Source organism: Massiliimicrobium timonense, assembly GCF_042850985.1.
GTDB lineage: Bacteria > Bacillota_I > Bacilli_A > Erysipelotrichales > Coprobacillaceae > Allocoprobacillus.
The window spans coordinates 928345-943996 of the sequence record NZ_AP031415.1 but is presented as its reverse complement, the minus strand read 5'-3'; the positions used below and the strand labels follow the sequence as shown (position 1 = coordinate 943996).

14 protein-coding genes are annotated in these 15652 nt (G+C 30.8%); 4 read left to right on the top strand and 10 right to left on the bottom strand.

Annotated features, from left to right (window positions below; all coding sequences use genetic code 11):
* The first annotated feature begins 101 nt into the window (after positions 1-101).
* Positions 102-1415, top strand: coding sequence for a hemolysin family protein (locus tag ACGHJ8_RS04925; protein WP_390542024.1), 1314 nt, complete (start codon positions 102-104; stop codon positions 1413-1415).
* A gap of 35 nt (positions 1416-1450) precedes the next feature.
* On the opposite strand, the gene ACGHJ8_RS04920 is transcribed toward ACGHJ8_RS04925, so the two are convergent.
* Positions 1451-1882, bottom strand: a complete 432-nt coding sequence (locus ACGHJ8_RS04920) for a hypothetical protein (protein ID WP_390542022.1) — start codon at positions 1880-1882, stop codon at positions 1451-1453.
* A gap of 169 nt (positions 1883-2051) precedes the next feature.
* Between ACGHJ8_RS04920 and ACGHJ8_RS04915 the strand changes: the two genes are divergently transcribed.
* Positions 2052-2771, top strand: a complete 720-nt coding sequence (locus ACGHJ8_RS04915; RefSeq protein WP_390542020.1) for a LytR/AlgR family response regulator transcription factor — start codon at positions 2052-2054, stop codon at positions 2769-2771.
* A gap of 572 nt (positions 2772-3343) precedes the next feature.
* Positions 3344-4045 (top strand): sensor histidine kinase, encoded by a 702-nt coding sequence (locus ACGHJ8_RS04910; protein ID WP_390542018.1) that lies wholly within the window; start codon positions 3344-3346, stop codon positions 4043-4045.
* 20 nt (positions 4046-4065) lie between these two features.
* On the opposite strand, the gene ACGHJ8_RS04905 is transcribed toward ACGHJ8_RS04910, so the two are convergent.
* On the bottom strand, positions 4066-4782 hold the full coding sequence (locus ACGHJ8_RS04905; protein WP_390542016.1) for a LytR/AlgR family response regulator transcription factor: 717 nt from the start codon (positions 4780-4782) through the stop codon (positions 4066-4068).
* Positions 4779-5534 carry a LytTR family DNA-binding domain-containing protein gene (locus tag ACGHJ8_RS04900; RefSeq protein ID WP_211965023.1) on the bottom strand — a complete coding sequence of 252 codons (756 nt, stop codon included), beginning with the start codon at positions 5532-5534 and terminating at the stop codon, positions 4779-4781. The genes ACGHJ8_RS04905 and ACGHJ8_RS04900 overlap by 4 nt, the downstream gene beginning before the upstream one ends.
* Positions 5535-5745: 211 nt before the next feature.
* On the opposite strand from ACGHJ8_RS04900, the gene ACGHJ8_RS04895 reads away from it, so the two are divergent.
* Positions 5746-5985 carry a helix-turn-helix domain-containing protein gene (locus ACGHJ8_RS04895; RefSeq protein WP_087356950.1) on the top strand — a complete coding sequence of 80 codons (240 nt, stop codon included), beginning with the start codon at positions 5746-5748 and terminating at the stop codon, positions 5983-5985.
* Positions 5986-6327: 342 nt separating this feature from the next.
* Here ACGHJ8_RS04895 and ACGHJ8_RS04890 read toward each other — a convergent pair whose 3' ends face one another.
* The 7 genes from ACGHJ8_RS04890 to rsmH form a co-directional block, all read right to left on the bottom strand.
* Positions 6328-6525, bottom strand: coding sequence for a LytTR family transcriptional regulator DNA-binding domain-containing protein (locus ACGHJ8_RS04890; protein WP_390542014.1), 198 nt, complete (start codon positions 6523-6525; stop codon positions 6328-6330).
* On the bottom strand, positions 6480-6797 hold the full coding sequence (locus tag ACGHJ8_RS04885; protein ID WP_390542012.1) for a hypothetical protein: 318 nt from the start codon (positions 6795-6797) through the stop codon (positions 6480-6482). Before ACGHJ8_RS04885 ends, ACGHJ8_RS04890 begins: the two co-directional genes overlap by 46 nt.
* Positions 6798-6992: 195 nt before the next feature.
* Positions 6993-10199 carry an SNF2-related protein gene (locus tag ACGHJ8_RS04880; protein WP_390542010.1) on the bottom strand — a complete coding sequence of 1069 codons (3207 nt, stop codon included), beginning with the start codon at positions 10197-10199 and terminating at the stop codon, positions 6993-6995.
* 73 nt (positions 10200-10272) lie between these two features.
* Positions 10273-12192, bottom strand: a complete 1920-nt coding sequence (locus ACGHJ8_RS04875) for a penicillin-binding transpeptidase domain-containing protein (protein ID WP_390542417.1) — start codon at positions 12190-12192, stop codon at positions 10273-10275.
* A gap of 64 nt (positions 12193-12256) precedes the next feature.
* Complete coding sequence (locus ACGHJ8_RS04870) at positions 12257-14410, bottom strand: penicillin-binding protein (RefSeq protein ID WP_211965025.1); 2154 nt, start codon at positions 14408-14410, stop codon at positions 12257-12259.
* Positions 14410-14709, bottom strand: a complete 300-nt coding sequence (locus ACGHJ8_RS04865) for a hypothetical protein (protein WP_087356945.1) — start codon at positions 14707-14709, stop codon at positions 14410-14412. The genes ACGHJ8_RS04870 and ACGHJ8_RS04865 overlap by 1 nt, the downstream gene beginning before the upstream one ends.
* Positions 14699-15643 carry a 16S rRNA (cytosine(1402)-N(4))-methyltransferase RsmH gene (rsmH, locus tag ACGHJ8_RS04860; RefSeq protein ID WP_390542007.1) on the bottom strand — a complete coding sequence of 315 codons (945 nt, stop codon included), beginning with the start codon at positions 15641-15643 and terminating at the stop codon, positions 14699-14701. Before rsmH ends, ACGHJ8_RS04865 begins: the two co-directional genes overlap by 11 nt.
* Positions 15644-15652: the final 9 nt, after the last annotated feature.

The window sequence follows — 15652 nt, the reverse complement described above, 5'->3', positions numbered from 1 at the left end:
TTTATATATGAAATAACGAGACTTTTATTGCAGTGTTGTGGTAGTTGTCTTTTTTTATATCACAAACATATAGAGCCAAAAAATAAAAGGAGAGTGAAGTTATGGACTCTATACCCTCGCAATTATTATTGCAGATTATTTTAATTTTATTGAATGCATTCTTTGCAGCAACAGAAATTGCTGTCTTATCATTAAATAAGACACAATTAGAAAAAAAAGCTGAAGGTGGGGAAAAAACAGCTAAACGTTTATTAATTCTTTTACAAGAACCTTCTGGATTCTTATCAACCATTCAAATTGGAATTACATTAGCTGGATTTTTAGGAAGTGCCTTTGCGGCTGATAATTTCTCAGAATACCTTGTTCAATGGGTATCACAGGATTTAGGAATCACAAGTATCCCATTAAATGTCCTTGATACATTATCAGTCATTGTTATTACAATTATTTTATCTTATTTTACTTTAATCTTTGGTGAGTTAGTTCCTAAAAGAATCGCAATGCAAAAACCATATGAAGTATCTAAAATCTCATGTGGAACAGTTTTAATGATTGCAAAAATTATGAACCCCGTTGTTAAATTTTTATCTTTTTCAACCAATGCTGTTTTAAAACTATTACACTTAAAAACAGAAGCTGAAGAAGATAACATTACTGAAGAAGAAATCCTGACAATGATTGAACTCGGTGAAAAACGTGGTGTTCTCAACGAAGATGAAAGTGAATGGCTACAAAATATCTTTGATTTCAATGACACAGATATATCAGAAATCATGACTCCATCTGTTGATGTTACAATGATTTCTGCTGATGCAACTCAAGAAGAAATTATCAAAACAATTCAAAGTTCTGGTTTATCTCGTTATCCTGTTTATCAAGATGATGAAGACAATATCATTGGTGTTCTCCATGTCAGAGATTACCTGTTAAATCTTCAAACCAAGAAAAAACCATTTGAAAAAATACTTTCAAAACCATATTTCATCCCAGATTCAATGAGAGCTGATCTTCTATTTGCGGATATGCAAAATAAAAACATCCATTTTGCGATAGCTATAGATGAATTTGGTGGAATTAGTGGTATCATTACATTAGAAGATTTAGTTGAAGAAATCTTTGGAAACATCTATGATGAACACGATTCACGCGAAAGACCTGATATTCAAAAAATCAATGAAACACAATGGAGAGTCAACGGAAACACTGATCTCGATGAACTTTCAGAAGCCATCGGTATCCCATTTCCACAAGACGAAGACTACAACACCATTGGTGGTTATATATACAGTCATTTACGTTCTATCCCTAAAGATGGAACAACCAAAACACTTCATATTGACAATCTGACATTCCAGATTACCAAGATTCAAGATCGACGTATCAAGGAAGTCATTATCACAAAGAAACCTAGTTGAAATTAATCAACTAGGTTTTTTTATTGCTATTTTCTCTAATACAAATTATCAGCACTAAACTTTAGAGTGACATCACAAGTATTACTTGGTTCTAACCCATGAGAAGTTACACCTGTAAAATAAACTGAACCTTTTGAGCATCCATGTTCAGATACCAAAACCATATTATTTAGCGGTATTCCCTCTAAATTTGAAACCGGTTTTTTTGAAGAAGTAATTAATTCAGCAAAATTCCCTAATAACGCATCTCCATGCGTCTTTTTAAAAGTTCCTATCTGACTTGTCATCGTTTTTTTACTACCATAATTTAAGTCATAATGAATTCCTCCCCATCCTGGAATATCTTTATGTGTCACTGTCTGATACTGAGTTCCAGAGACATAAGTATACGCAAAGGTTGATACCATTGTACCTCCTAAGACAAGTAAACTTAAGGCAATGGCTGTCATCTTTTTTTGTATTGTCATATTTTCCACCTCCTTTCAACTCAACTTTACCATATCTTTCAAAAAAGCTATCAATTATGCCAAATTTGTGCATATTTATGCTTTAAAAATGCACATTGAAAGAAGTTTTTTTGATATAGAGTTCTTTGTCATATAATGTAAATAGTTGTCAAAAAAGGAGGTAGAGAATATGCGTATTGCAATTTGTGACAACGAATTATTTTATATAGAAGAAATTAAAGAAAGGATTGAGAAATATGAATTTCATGATACAAAACCCACCACCATTGATTGTTTCATACAAGGCTCAAGACTATTAGATGCTTTTCGCATTGAACCCTACGATATCATCTTTTTAGATATCGAACTCGGTGAAGCATTAAATGGTATTGAGATTGCGAAAATCATGTTAGATATAAAACCTAACTGTATTTTTGTTTTCATTACGGCTTATCACTATTATTTACCTGAATCTATGTGGTTAGGTGCAGATTTATTTATTGATAAACCTATCGACTATAATTTACTCGATAGAGAACTTGAACATGCTTTTCAAGTTTATCAACGTTTAAATCGAACAGTAACATTTTCCACAACCGAAGGAAAAATTCATGTCAAAACACATGAAATTATTTATTTAGAAACATGTTATGGAAAATACAAACTCAAAACAACCAAACGTCATTATTACGGTAATATCAAAGCAAACTATAAAACAAGACAACAATTATTAGATTATCATTTCTTCCGACTTAACAGAAGTATCATCATTAATTTTAAGCATGTCAAATCATTTCATTTTGACTATGTCATTATGTCCAATGATGACATGCTCCCATTGACGAAACGTATTCGTAAAGAATTTAGAGAAAAATATTTTGATTATGTAGAAAAGGAGATGTTATTATGATTATCAATTTATTATGCAAAGCGTTCATCGCTATTTTAGATATCTTATTACTTGATTTTTATTTAAAGAATATTTATCCGGATTTATATAGAAATAAAACCAAGCACATTTTCTATATTATTTATATATTTCTTTTTATAAGTTTACTTATTTCTTCAAATATTAAAATAAATTTGCTTATTTATATACTATCTTTTATTGTATTCATTTCTATACTTCACCATTGGAAAATTTCAATCATGAATTCCATTCAAAAATTAAGTATATTTTTTATCATTAAAGTAAGTATATATTATTTAACTAATGTATTTTTCTCATGGCTATTTAATACGACAATTGCTTTTGAATATATTTATTATTCAGCTTCATATGTCTTTTTATCTAATTGTATTTATGAGTTTCTAGTTTTTATTACTCTTATATTACTGCTCAATAAAATAAATATTATAAACATACAAAAATTCAAACTATTAAATATCACACTATTTATTTTCTTTTCATTAACTTTTATACTTAATAACCCTGTCTTATTTTTCACTAAAAGCATCGCCCGTACCTATATCTTTACTGTTGTGATTAGTATAGTCGCACTCATATGCTTTGATAGAATGCAGACAAAGTATGAAGCTGATAAACATAAAAAAGAAGCAATTATTCAGAATATGGTTAAAGAAGAAGAATTTATTCAACAGTTAGATAAACAACAATCAAAGATTAGAGAAATCAATCATAATCTTAATCATATCCTGACAATTCTTCAATCAGATTTACAACAAGGAAAATATAAAGAAGCACAGGAATATATCGAAAAGAATTTAGATATTCATATTAAGGAGTATCAAGCATTAGTTCATACAGGTATGACTATGATTGATAGTACAATCAATCATCAAATATATAGAATGAAAGAACAAAATATTGAGTATGAAGAAAATATTACTAAGATCTTACATTTAGGTTGTATTGGTCCTGAGGATTTATCTTTGATATTAGGTTTGGCTTTAGATAATGCTAGAGAAGCTTGTGAGAAAGTAGAACATCAAAGACAAATATCTTTAAGATTACAAAGCAAACAAACACATCTTATTATTCATATTACAAATTCTATTCCTAAGGGAAGCCATCCTCATTTCCATAAAACAAGTAAAAAGGATAGTATTGCTCATGGATATGGAGTGAAAGTTATTAAAGAAATAGCTGAAAAATATCATGGTGATGTAAAATATAAAGTTCAAGAGGATTGTGTTGTTTTAAGAATTGTATTACAGAAATAAAAAATAAGACAGAACTTGTCTTATTTTTTATTCTCCAGGAATCTATAGAATATTTTTTTGAATTCTTTATAGCGTTTCTTGGAAACAATCAATAAACTATCATCTGACATATACAATAAGATGTTTTCTACTTTGATAATGTGTTCCATATTAACAATAAAACTTCTTTGTATTTTCACAAAGTTATAATCTAATAAAGCTTTTCTTAGTCCATAGGCAGCTTTTAAAGAACCATAATAAACACCTCTTGTTGTATGTATTTTATAGCTTTTATAAGCTGTTTCAAAATAAATAATCTCTGATAAACGAAAGACAATCTTTCCTTGTGAAGTTGGAAATACAAAAGCTTTATTCATATATTTATAATGTTTTATAGCTCTTTTTAATTCATATGAAAATAATGGTTCTTTTAATGGTTTGGTTAGATATTGAAAAGCATTTACAACATAGGACTGATGGAAATAGTTCATATGACTCGTCATAAAGATAATCATTGTTGAAAGACTTTGAAGGTGAATCTGATGAGCTAAATGAACACCATTAATATCAGATAATTCAATATCTAAATAAACAAGATCATAAGGCTTTAAACGAAATGCCTTTAAAAAATCTTTTCCTTGATGAAATGTATCTACTTCAATATCAACAATTTCATCATATGATTGTTTCAATTTTTCTATCTTTAAACAGACATCCTGAAGATATAATTCTTCATCATCTACAACTGCAATTCTCAATTTTTACTCTCCCCATTCTTTAATAATTCTTTTTCTTCTTGTTCCTTTAAAAATTTCTCAAATAAAAGATGATTTTGAAATAATGTTTTACGACTTGTTGGAAAAACTTCTCTTGATTTCAAAATAACATTACGATCCGTTAAAAAATCAATACATTTCATATTCACCAGAACACTTTGATTAACTTGCATAAACCATCTTGATTTTAATACTGGTCTTAGCTTATAACGATTCTTGACATGAGCCATGAAATGCTGATCATCAACAGTCACAATTTCCAAATCATTATAGTAAGTTTCAAAATATTTGATTTCATCTACATTAAAAATACGTTTACGTCCTAATTCCCTAATCGGAATCACAAACTTTACATTTTGATGTAAATACCAGTCCATCAAATAATCAAAAACACTTTGAAATTGTTTTGTATCAATCGGTTTCAATAAATATTCTCTTGCCTTTACTGCAAATGCTTCATGAATATGATAATACTGATCACTAATAAATACGACCTGACAGGCACGATTCAGCTTTCTCAATCTATAAGCTGCTTCAATACCTCGATCATTTTCCACTTTCATTTCAATAAAAGCAAATTCATAACAACGAAACCTTGTACTATTGAGCATATCTTGAATAGTTGAAAAAGTATACACATTCAATTCCATCTCTGGTTCATGAAAACATTCAATGATTTTCTTTTGAATTAAATTCAAATAATCAAGTTGATCATCACATACTGCAACATTCATAGTTTCCTCTCCCTTATCTTATTATGATTATATTTTTATTGTAGTCAATTTGCAGTTTGTTATCAGTCCACTTTTCTCCCGTTTTTGGTCACTTTTATGCCAATTTTTGGAAATATGTCGAATAACAAATGATTGGAAAAGATTGTAAATTCTTATCAATTTCCCTAAAGCAAATCTTCATAGTGTATAATATTTGTAAGGTGGTGAAAGCATGAGTATTGGGCAAAGATTAAAAACGTTAAGAAAAGAAGCAGGATTATCACAAAAACAAGTTGCGGAAGCATTAAAAATGTCTAAACCTATTGTTTCTCAGTATGAATCTGATCAAAGAACACCTTCAGTTCCTAAGCTTATTCGTTTTTCACGTTTTTATAAAGCTTCTTTAGATTATATTTGTGAAAACGTAGAAAAGAAAGATGAATTTTATGGTATTAAGGATTTAGACCAATAATAACAAGAAATCTTACAGTTTGACAAAACTGTAATTTTTTTTATTTATATTTTTTGACGAATCGGTAAAATGATTACTCTTTTCTTGTCTTTTTTTCATTTAACATCGTTTTTTATTAAAAGATTCGTTATAATGAACTTGTCTTTAAAGAACACCTATTCATTTCTATATGAAAATGAACTCAAAAATATAAAAGAAAGGGATTTTTCTCATCAGCAACTCATAGAAATGAATAGAAGATATAAATCATATTGTGACTTAGCCTAAAAGAACTTGGCTTCTTACATATGTATTTATATATGATGCATCAAAAAAGAACGAAGGAGTTTTCTTTCGTTCTTTTTAAATATGAATTTTTTCTATTTTTAAATGATCTGCGAGTCGATCAAATTCTGGTTTATAATGTCGACTGGAAATCAAAATATCGTCATTATCTAAAACAATTCTTCGCCGACTCCCTCTTTGTATTTTATATGTTTTAACATGTTTTATATTTACCAATGTACGGACATTAATTTGATAAAATCCATAATCCTGCACCGTTTTTTTAAAAGTTCCATTTTCATACAGGAAATACGATAAACATCTTTTTCAGTATAAGCATAAAATTTCTGATCAACCATCTCAAAATAATAAATAGCTAAAAGAGGGATATAGTATTTATTATGATATTCATCATAGAGTTCTACTTCTCCTAAATTTTCTGTAAATTGTTTTAATAGTAATTGTGCCAATTTTTTATTTTTGGGATGATACACGAGTTTTAATTCATGATGATTCATATGTTCATTTTCATCATAGATAATCTTCATGCCTTCATCCCTCCCATATAAATATATGAAATGCATTTTCTTTAAAAAACACAAGATGAATCTGTTATGTTCACCTTCTATGACAAAATCAAATGCATATTTGCCTAAATATTGTATATTTTTCTACAAAATTCGACACATTTCTACACGTTTTTTGCCCAAAATTGGGCATTTTTTGCACAAAAATAGATCTCACTAAGAGATCTCAAATAAAGATTTCATATCTTCTAGACTCATGCTTGTAATACTTCCTTCATTGCCCTCTACAAAAGTATCGGCTAAGTTTTTCTTTTGCATCTGTAATTCCATGATTTTTTCTTCAATCGTATTTTTCATAATCAAAGAAAAGACTTGTACGGTTTCCTGTTGTCCAATACGATGAGCACGATCTGTTGCCTGATTCTTTGCTGACATATTCCACCATGGATCATAATGTATAACAGCCTGTGCACTGGTCAGATTCAAACCTGAACCACCCGCTTTTAAAGAAATCAAAAACAAGGTTGTATCATCATTTTGAAACTTATCGACCATCTTTTTACGCTTTTCCTTAGGTGTTGAACCATCTAAAAGATAATAACTCACATGTTCTTTTTGACATTGTTCTTCAATTAAATGTAATAAAGATGTAAATGAAGAAAACAATAATATTTTCTTATGATTATCTTTTAATGAATGAATCAATTCCATACATCCTTTCAGCTTTGACGAAGGCCCTTGAAACTCTGGATATAATAAACGCGAATCTTGGCATAATTGTCTTAAACGTGTCAACATAGCTAAAATATCAATATGTCCTAATTTTTGAACATCTAGCTTTTGTTGGAGAGATTGATTCACTTGAACTAAATTAGCAAGATATAATTTTTCTTCTTCCTCACTCAAATGCATATATAAAGTTTGTTCAATCTTTTCTGGTAACTCATATAAGACATCTTTTTTATTTCTTCTTAAAACAAAAGGTGTAATCATTTGTTTTAAACGTTCTTGTTTTTGTTCATTATGTTCTTTAACAATAGGACGTTCAAATTGTTCTAAGAAATAACTGTAATGATAAAGATAATAAGGCATCAAGAAATCAAAGATAGACCATAATTCAGCTAATGAGTTTTCAATCGGTGTTCCCGTTAAAGCAAAACGCTGTTTAGCTTTTAAACGCTTTACACATATCGCATTTCTCGTTTTAGGGTTTTTAATATTCTGGGCTTCATCAATCACAACTGTATGAAAAGACAATTTTTCATACCATTCAATATCCCTTCTTAAATAATCATAAGATGTAATCAAAACATCATATTGTCCTTGATTTTTTAAATGTTCTTCTCTTTCTTCTTTATTTCCATAAACACAAAGAACGTTTAAATCATTTGAAAACTTCATCAATTCATCCTGCCAGTTTAAAATTAAACTCGCTGGAGCAATAACCAAATGTGTTCCCTGTCCATTTAAGCTATCAAAATAAGTAATCATCTGTAAAGTTTTCCCTAACCCCATATCATCCGCTAAAATACCTCCAAAATGATAATGTTCCATCAACCTTAACCATTGATATCCTTTCTTTTGATAATCCCTTAAAATCGGTTGATAATGTTCAGGCACATCAAATTCATGTTCCTTTGTCTGAAAATCTTCTATCCATTTCTTTAATTCTTCACTTCTTTGATAATGCAAAGATGTATCATCTTGCATCATCTGATCAATTTCAAATAAACGATAAGTTGGGATTTGAACCTCTCCACGCACAATATCCTGCACTGGTAATGATAATGTGTCTGTTAGATGGTCTAAATCCTGTAATTCCTGATTATCCAATGAAAGAATCTGTCCATTTTTTAATTTATAAAATTTTCTTTTTTTCTTATAAGCTTTTAATATATCCATCAGTTCTTCTTTTTGGACATGAACACTTTGAATATCAATCGAAAGTAAACCATTTTGCAGATGAACACCGACACGTATATCAACGGGTTTAGCCTGTGAAAAGCTATTTAAAGCATCACTAACAAAAACCTGACAATAATGGGAAAGATAAGGCAGACTCTCCTTTAAAAACTGATAAGTAAAATCATGGTCATATTGTAAATAAACCATGTGGTCATCAATATCTTCAATATAAGGACGTAAATAGTCTTCGATTAAATCAGCTTGTTTCGATTTATGAGTATTGTGTTCATCAAAACCATAACTCATATGATCATCATATATATATTCCAGCTGTATACAGATTTGATCATCTTTGGTCATATCTGCATAAAGATTAATCATATCTTCTTGATGATAAGTATCAAAAAGATGTGTATCTAAAAGAATATCATCATTTAAATCATAAAGTACGTATTTATAAAAATCCATCAAAGATGATTGTGGGATATAGAAACCACCTTTGGTTTCCATCCATTTTTGAATAAAAGTGAGTGCCTGTTGGGGTGCATGAAAATCATAACGATATAAAACATCGTTTTCTAAACGATAAATATAATGAGAAGTCATCAAAACATATTCAAATTGATGATAATCAGAAAAATCTAAGACATAACTTTCTTCTTTTAAGCTTATTTCCAGAGGAATCTGTATATTTTTCTTATCAAAGGCGATATCACAATAAGAAGATGGTAAAACACTCATGATTTGATAAAATTCATCCAGTTCATCATTTAACATTAGTGTCTTAATGATTCCTTGTTGGAGATATTGATTGTTTAAAAAACATTTTTTCATCAATGCGATAATTTCTCTTGAGTCTTCATCAAAAGCTTCTAAACTATGAATAAAACCAAAATTTTTACTATATTGGACATTTTCATGATGATCAATGGCTTTTAAAAAAGATTCAATATTTTTAATAATATAGCTTTGATGAGGTGCTAAAATCTTAAAAGCAATCCATAAATGATCTTTTTTTTGTTGTACAAAAGCTTTAATTTGATATTGTTTTGAAATCAAAGGAACAAAAGATTCTCTTAATAACTGTTCTTTATATAAATGAATTAAATCCATTGATTCCTGTTGCTTTTTTTGTAATATTCGTTCTTGTCTTTGTTTTTCTATTTTCGCTAATTGTTGTTGTTTATTCCATTGATCATCTTTTTCATAAAAATAAGGAAAAGATGTCACCGTCAATGTCTTTAAAAAGAATAAAATAGCTGCAATATGACGACATTGTCCTTTTAATGAACAACTACAATGTGATTGAATAATCTCCCCATCCTCAGATATTTTCATAGAAACAATGAATTTCTCATCACGAATTGACATTCTAGCATTCATTCTATAACAATGATTGCCTTCATCAAAAGAAATTGTCATTCTTTCCAAGACATCTCGTATATCCATAAAACGTCCATAACGATATTCCTTTTCATCCTTAACAACACGTCTGATTTCTCTTTCCTGTATAAGCATTATGATTCCTCCAATCAATGTTTTATTATAACATATTCTTCTTCAACAAGCTATCATCAGACGTGTTTTCTTCTTATCGTATATCCTGTTTATTGCCTAACATAATCTTGACTTTTTGACCTTGTTCTATTTGTTCACCTACACGTGGCAATTGATCAATCACATATTCTCCTTCTCCCAAAAACTCAAAACCATAATTTTCATTTTGGACTTCAGATTTTTTCTTACCAATATAATTTTCTACATCATAGGCAGGAACATCTGTCCAGACATAGGCTTTTTCCCTCTGTTTCGTTACTTTTGGTATTTCTAAAGCAGGTAAAACATCCATAAAAATCTTTCTGGCAATAGGAGCAGCTGTTGTCCCACCATATTGAACACATTTTTTGGGATTATCCATAGCGAGATACAAAACAATCTGAGGATTATCAATCGAAGCAACACCCAAAAAAGATAAAATATATCCATTCCCTGCATATGTTCCATTGATGGCACGTTGAGCTGTTCCCGTTTTTCCACCAATACGATAACCATCAATATAGGCATTTTTACCCCCACCATCTGTCACAACACCTTCTAAGGCATCTCTGACTTTGGCAGATGTTTGTGCTGTAATCACCTGTTTTATCATTTTTGGTTTTGTTTCACTGATCACTTCATGTGTTTTGCTATTATATATTTTATTGACAATATAGGGCTGATAAAGCTTTCCTCCATTGACACAGGCACAGACAGCTCTTACCAGTTGAATCGGTGTGACAGATATTCCTTGACCAAAAGCCACTGTTGCCTGTTCTACTTCATTGAACTTATCATAAGCAAACATGATACCACTTGATTCTCCCATCATATCGACACCTGTTTTCTTCGTTAAACCAAAATCTTGTATATACTGATATAAACGTTCTTTCCCTAACCTGCGACCAATCTCCACAAAACCGGGATTCGATGAATTTTGTAATACTTCACGAAAAGTCTGTAAGCCATGTCCTCCTTTTTTCCATGATTTAATTCTTGCTCCACCAACAATTTCATACCCTTTATCATAGTAAGTATCCTTATCCATATCAAATAGATTTTCATTCAAGGCACTACTGAAAGTGATAATTTTAAAGGTTGAACCTGGTTCATATGACTTCCATATGGGTAAATTACGATTATAGATTTCACTATCAGCATTTTGATAGTCATTAGGATCAAAATCTGGTTTGGAACATATAGCCAGTATTTTTCCATTACGAGGGTCCATTGCCAGACATAAAATAGAATCAGGATCATAAGTTGCATAGGCATTATTCAATTCTCTTTCTACAACATCCTGAACACGTGTATCAATCGTTAATTCTATATCCATTCCTGCAGTAGGATATTCATATTGGGCTGGATAAATATTTAAATTTTGTCCTTTAGCATTCATATAATAATGAATGCTGCCATTGACTCCAGAAAGATATTGATCATATTGTCGTTCTAATCCTACCAGTCCTTGATTATCTATCCCAACAAATCCCAATGTTTGAGCCAGATAATTTTGAAAAGGATAATAACGCAATGTATCTTGTACAAGATATACACCCGGTAATTTTAAACGATCAATTTGATAAGCTTTATTTTCATCTAACTGTCTGCCTTCAGGTTGAATTCTTTCTACAGAAACCTTTTTTTGAATTTTTTGCAGTAATGTCTGCTCATCACATTTTAAAATACGTGATAATTCATAAGCTGTATGAATTGGATCATGAATTTGGCTTGGTACAACAATTAACGAAGATGTTGTTAAATTATCAACTAAAGTGACATGTTGAGAATCATAGATTTTTCCACGTGATGCTTCTAATGGAAAGCTACGTTGCCATGATTCTGTTGCTTTTAAGCTTAATTCCTGATAAGCAAAAAATTGACTATATCCTAAACGCAGTACAATGCATAAAATAATGATGGTCATGACAATATTAACCCATTGAATCTTTTTGATCATACGAGAAAAAATCATTTTTATCACCATCATATTGTATGATTTCTTTTATAAAATATGAAAATAGGAACTTCAAAAGTTCCTATTTTGCAGTCACTGTAATTTTTTGATTTGATTTGAGTTTTGTTCCTTTCGTTACACTCTGTTTATAAATTGTACCTTCGCCTTTAAACTCAATATCCACATGAGCCATCGTACCAAAGGCTTCTGCTTCCTTTCGTGACCAGCCCGTCATCGAAGGCATGGTTATATTCGTTCCATTCGTCTGTAAAAATACACGAGATTTCGATGAAACTTCAGTTTGAGCTTTTGGATATTGACTCATGACAATATCACCATCTCCAATGACAAGCGATGAAAGCTGATGATTAGAAAGAACTTCTTTAGCGTAATCAACACTTTGATTCATATAATTATCTAAAACAAATGTTGATGTTTCCACAACTTGTGATGGCTGTGTATTTAATTTATTCAAAGCTGCACGAATACCTCCCTGTACAACCTTTGCGGCAGATGTCGTACTTGATGAACTTCCCTGATACCACATAACTAAAATCACTTGAGGATCATCATAAGGTGCCATTCCTACAAAACTATGTGTATAATAACCACTACGATATCCACCTGACTCAGAAGCTACCTGCCCTGTTCCCGTTTTTCCAATCAAACTCACATCATCCATGCGATAATTGTATCCGGTACTTCCTTCTTCATTAATAACACCTTTCAACAATTCTCGAACTTGTTTGACTGTATCTACTGAATAAATCTGTTTAGAATACTGTGTTTTGGCTTCATAAAGTGTTTCTTGACTATCACTATTGACAACTTTTTCAACCAGATATGGCTCTACCATTTTTCCATCATTCGCAAAAGCACTATAAGCACGAATCAATTGTAAAGCAGTAAATGTAGAACCTTGACCAAATCCTGTTGTTAAATATTCTAGAGTTCTTTCACCTTCACGCTTATATCCTGCAAAACCAGCCGCTGAAGTTAAGCCATCAATACTGCTTTCTTTAAAGAATCCTAAATCTTCATAATCTTGAAGTAAAGATTGTTTATCTGTTTTTTCACTCAAGATATGACAAATTCCTGTATTACTTGAATAATAAAATCCTTTTTTATAACTTATTGTTCCCCAACCACGACCACTATTATGGTCATTAATTGTAGCAACCGTTTTCCCATTGACTTTATAATGAAACTTTCCAGATTGATATGTATCATCAACATCTAATTTTTGATCATTAATCGCATTTCCATAAACAAATGATTTAAAAACTGATCCCGGTTCTACTGGTTCATTTAAAAATAAATCCACATAATTTTTAATATCACGTTCATTAGGATCAAAAGATGGATAATTAGAAATCGCCAACAATTTCCCTGTCTTGGCATCCATGATACCACATGTTGCTTTTTCTGGTTTTAATTCTTCAATCATCTTTTCCATCTGCATATCTAATTCTGTTTGAACATCTGTATCAATCGTTAAATAAACATCATTTCCAGCAACGGGTGCAGTTTCACTTAAAATCCCATTAGGCAAAACATTATTATTGTTATCGGCGAGATAAGTTCTTTCTCCATCTGTCCCAGATAATTCATCATCAAAAGCTTGTTCAATACCCATTTTTCCTACCAATGTCTGTACTGTTTTTCCTTTGATTTCATCTGTAACAGCTTGAGCATATCCAACCTCATAAGAAGCAAAATCACCATAACGATAATTTCTTGTTGTAATTTCATCAAACTCCAGACCCGGTAATTTTAAAGCATCAATTTGATCTTTAACGAGTGAAGAAAGATTATTTCCATAACTTCCAAATTCAACTTGATAAGTGTCTTTCTTTAATTGCTTCAAAATATCTTCTTCATCCATTCCAATAATTGGTGCTAATGCTTTTGCCGTTGCTTCAGGATCAACAACATAATCTGGCTTTTTATCCAAAGTTAAGTGGGTTTTTGATAAAATAGCATAAAGCTTATATGTTTTCATATCACCCGCAATGACTTCATTATCACTTGAATAAATCGTTCCACGTTTGGCAGATAAAATATCTGTCTTACTTTCACCACGACTTTCAGCATATTCTTCAATATCATTTCCACTGACAAAATGTTTACCAGTAGCTCCCAGATAAATGACATTGCATACCATACAAACAATAACCACCATAATAATGCAATAAACAATTTTAGCACTTTGATTATTATTTTTTTTCATTGCCATTATTCTTCAGGAACTCCTACAACGGCAGCTGTGGCAGTATTTTGTTTATATGTATATCCCTTCGCTTGAGCAACTGATTCCAGACGAGAAAAAGATGCCAATTCTAATTTTTTCATATCTAACCCGTCAATATCTGATTCAATTGTCTTAATGTCTTTTTCTAATTTATTACATGCAACATTGATTGTTGATTCATAAGAATTTAAAGCAACAATTCCCACAACAAAAACAATAAAACTCATCACTAATAAACGTTTTGAAAATCTTAAAAATCTTGGTTCTCTTTTCTTATTTCTCATCTTCATATATCCTTTCTATAATTCTTAATTTTGCTGAATGTGAGCGATGATTTTCTAATAATTCTTCATCGCTTGCTACAATTGGTTTCTTTGTTATTTTTTTAAATTGAGGTTTTAAATATTCTGGAACAACCGGCATTCCTCTTGGTAACTCCGGTTGTTTCGTTACTTCTTGAAAAGTATATTTACAAATCTTATCTTCCAAAGAATGAAAAGTAATCACTGCAATACGCCCATGAACATTTAAAAGTGTCAAAGCATCATTTAAAGCCTGTTCAAAAACATTTAGTTCGTCATTAACTGCAATCCTTAAAGCCTGAAAAGTTCGCTTGGCTGGATGTCCCCCTTTTCTTCTGGCTGGAGCTGGTATTGCTTCTTTAATAATATCGACAAGCTCAAAAGTCGTTTCGATAGGTTTTTGTTCACGATGACGAGCAATCGCTCTGGCAATCTGTTTAGCAAACTTTTCATCAGAATATTTATATAACCATGTGATTAAATCTGACACTGGTGCCTGGTTGACCAGTTCATAGGCACTGATTTTTTGATTTTGGTCCATTCGCATATCTAAACGAGCATCGTAGTTATAACTAAAACCACGTTCACCATCATCAAACTGTGGCGAAGATACACCCAAATCAAAAACAAATCCATCCACGTGGCTGACACCACGTTTTGTCAGTTCTTCTTTTAAATTTTTAAAATTGGCATAAATAATAGTAAAACGATCAGAAATCTGTGCCAGACGTTCTTGAGCCGCCGCTATAGCCGTTTGGTCTTGATCAAAACAATACAGATGTCCTGTCGTTAAACGTTTGAGAATCTCCTGACTATGTCCACCACCACCCAGTGTACAGTCTACATAGATTCCATCTTCTTTGATATTTAAACCATCAATTGTTTCTTGAAGTAATACACTGATATGATGAAACATAACGTCCTC